This is a genomic window from Pelomonas sp. KK5, from assembly GCF_001984095.1.
Taxonomy (GTDB): domain Bacteria; phylum Pseudomonadota; class Gammaproteobacteria; order Burkholderiales; family Burkholderiaceae_C; genus KK5.
The window spans coordinates 1-3,108 of the sequence record NZ_LYVQ01000394.1 but is presented as its reverse complement, the minus strand read 5'-3'; the positions used below and the strand labels follow the sequence as shown (position 1 = coordinate 3,108).

Genomic DNA, 3,108 nt, shown 5'->3' with positions numbered 1-3,108 from the left:
CATCGTGCGCCTGCCGCTGCTGGCGGATGCCACCCGGCCCGGCACGCCGCCGCGCGGCGAGGGCGAGCTGGAACGGCTGGCCGGCCGCCGGGTGCTGATTGCCGACGACAACGCGGATGCGGCCAACAGCCTGGCCTTGCTGCTGGAGCTGATCGGCTCCGAGGCGACGGTCGTGAACAACGGCCTGGAGGCCGTGGCCAGGTCGCAGCAACTGCTCCCCGAGCTGGTCTTCCTCGACATCGGCATGCCGGGCCTCAACGGCTACGAGGTCTGCGCCAGACTCAAGGCCCTGCCCGGCGTGGGCCAGGCGATGGTCGTCGTCGCGCTCACGGGCTGGGGCCAGGAAAAGGATCGCCTGCGCGGACGGGAGGCCGGCTTCGACGGCCACCTGGTCAAGCCCGTGAGCCCGGAGGCGATCCGCTCGCTGGTGGCAGAACTGAGGCTCTGATCCCGCGGCTGGGCGCTGCCCATGGGCATGAATGGCATGCGCCTTGCCGACGTTGAGCTGCACAACTGCCGAAAGGATCCGCGATGGATAAGACCCCGCTGCTCATGGCCCTCCTCGTTCTGGGGCTCAGCGCCTGCGACAACAAGCCGGCAACCGTTGTCGCCGTCCCGGTCGCCGCTCCGCCCGCATCGGTTCCCGTGCCCGTGCCCGGCCCCCCTGGCCCCCAGGGCGAACCTGGCAAGCCGGGCGACAGCACGGTGGTGGTGGTGCCGGTGGAGCCTCCGTCGAGCCCCGCAAGCAGCAACTGATCCGGCGGTTCGGGCCGGCCCGGATCGCAGGATCACACGGGCGGCAGGATCCGCCTCAGCTCCGAGGGATCCACGGGCTTGCGCAGGTAGTGGTCGAACTGCGAGAAGGCCTCGTCGAGGCTGTCCTGCGGTGAGCCGAAACCGGTGACGGCGATGAGTACCGTTGCGTCGCCATAGGCGGCACGCAGCCTGGCGCACAGATCACGTCCATCCAGCCCCGGCATGTGGATGTCGATCAGCACGCACAGCGGCTCGAAGCTCTCGGCCGCCTCGAGGGCCGCCAGGCCGCTCAACGCGGTGCGCACGACGTAGCCGTCCATCTCCAGGACGGCGGCAAGCGTCTGCGCGGCATCCATGTGGTCGTCAACGACCAACACCCGCGTCTCATCCTGGCGCACGGTGCATCTCCATCAGGACTTCGTGCTGCGACGCCATGCCATCGGCACCTTCGCCTAAGCCTGGTCCAGCACTTCTCGCACCTTCGCCGCGAGAACCGCGAAGGTGAACGGCTTCGTGATCAGCTGGACGCCACGGTCCAGCCGACCCTGGTGAACGATGGCATTGCGAGCATAGCCAGTCGTGAAGAGGACCTTCAGGCCCGGCCTTTTCAGCATCGCCTGAGCCGCCAGCTGGGCACCGGTCGTGCCTCCGGGCAGGATCACGTCGGTGAACAGCAGATCGACACCTTCCTGCTGCTCAAGCTGACGCAGTGCCTCACTGCCATCGGCCGCTTCGATGACCCGATAGCCGAGCTCCCTCAAGGCCTCCACCGACAGTCGCCGCACTTCCTCGTCGTCCTCCACGACCAGGATCGCCTCGAGCTGGCCCTGCGGCGCAGGCTGTTCTGTTGCTGCGCCTGTGCCCGCTTCAGCCTCCGCATGCAATCGAGGCAGATACATCCGCACGGTCGTCCCGACACCCGGTGTGGAATCCAGCTTCATGTGACCGCCCGACTGCTTGACGAAGCCGTAGACCTGGCTCAGGCCCAGGCCGGTGCCGCGGCCCACGGGCTTCGTCGTGAAGTAGGGCTCGACGGCCTTGCTCAGGGTCTCGGCATCCATGCCGGTGCCGGTGTCGGATACGGACACGAGGACGTACTGCCCCGGTGCCACGTCGGGGTTGCGTGCCGCGTAGCGTTCATCCAGGTCGGTATTCGAGGTCTCGATCGTCATCCTCCCACCGCTGGCAAGCGCATCACGGGCATTGACCGCGAGGTTCAGCATTGCGCTCTCCAGTTCGTTGCCGTCGATTTCCACCTGCCAGAGATCCGCCGCGAGCATCGTGTCAAGCACGATGGTCTCGCCCAGCGTCCGATGCAGGATCTCGGTCAGGCTGCCGATCAGCAGATTGGCATTGATCGGCTTGGGATCGAGGGGCTGGCGGCGCGCAAATGCCAGCAGCCGCTGGGTCATCGATGCACCGGTACGCGCGCTGTTCATCGCTGCGCTCGCCGCCCGGACGAGCCGTGCATCGTCGGCTGGCGCGATCCGCCGGATCAGTTCGAGGTTGCCGACGATCACCTGGAGCAGATTGTTGAAGTCGTGGGCGATGCCGCCGGTGAGTTGGCCGATCGCCTCGATCTTCTGCAGTTGCCGCACCGCCATCGCGTGGCTCTCGAGCTCTTCGGTGCGCGCGCGGATCTTCTCCTCCAGCGTGGCATTCAGGTCGCGCAACTGCGCCTCGGCGCGCCGCCTTTCACCGAGCTCCCTGGCCTTGTCGCTGGACAGGCGCGCATTGTCGATCGCGACAGCAGCCTCGGACGCCAGTCCCGCCAGGCCACGTTCCGAGCGCTCGCCGAAGACGCCCACGTCCGAATGCCCGAAGAACAGCCCGCCCAGCACCCCGCCGCCACGCGACACCACCGGCACGGCGAGGTAGCTTCGCACCGGCAGGTGGCCTCTTGGCATGCCATGGTGCGGCGCGCTCTGCCCATAGCGCGGATCCTGGGTGATGTCATCCGATCGCACGATGCCCTCGCCATTGAAGGTGGGCGCGAACACCGAGGTATTGCGCGGCATCGGGAATTCGGCGAACGCATCGCGCGCGACACCGGACAGGGCATACAGCATGTAGCTCTCGCCGGCGTCATCGAGCACGTTGTAGAAGAAGGCTCCGAACTGGGCCTTGGTCAGCTCCACGCCAGCATCGGTCACGATCTGCACCAGCCGATGCAGTTCCGTCTCGCGCGACAGGGCCGCACCTGCCCGATTGAGCACCTCGAGGGCGGCCCGCTCCGCCAGCAAGGCCTCCCGCGCGCGCTCCTGCGGGGTGCGGTCGAGGATGATCTTCACGAAGCCAATGGGCTCCCCGATCTCGGACCGGATCGGCGATACCTCGCCGATGGCCCAGAAC

At 67.5% G+C, this 3,108-nt stretch carries 3 protein-coding genes; 1 reads left to right on the top strand and 2 read right to left on the bottom strand.

Annotation, left to right across the window (positions count from 1 at the left end; all coding sequences use genetic code 11):
- A partial coding sequence (locus tag B0W88_RS30835; RefSeq protein WP_158080979.1) for a response regulator occupies positions 1-448 on the top strand: 448 nt, incomplete at its 5' end.
- A gap of 340 nt (positions 449-788) precedes the next feature.
- Here the strand turns inward: B0W88_RS30835 and B0W88_RS30830 are convergent.
- Together B0W88_RS30830 and B0W88_RS30825 are read right to left on the bottom strand one after the other, a co-directional pair.
- Positions 789-1,154 carry a response regulator gene (locus tag B0W88_RS30830; protein WP_144007103.1) on the bottom strand — a complete coding sequence of 122 codons (366 nt, stop codon included), beginning with the start codon at positions 1,152-1,154 and terminating at the stop codon, positions 789-791.
- A gap of 54 nt (positions 1,155-1,208) precedes the next feature.
- On the bottom strand, positions 1,209-3,108 hold a 1,900-nt coding region (locus B0W88_RS30825), incomplete at its 5' end, for an ATP-binding protein (protein WP_144007102.1).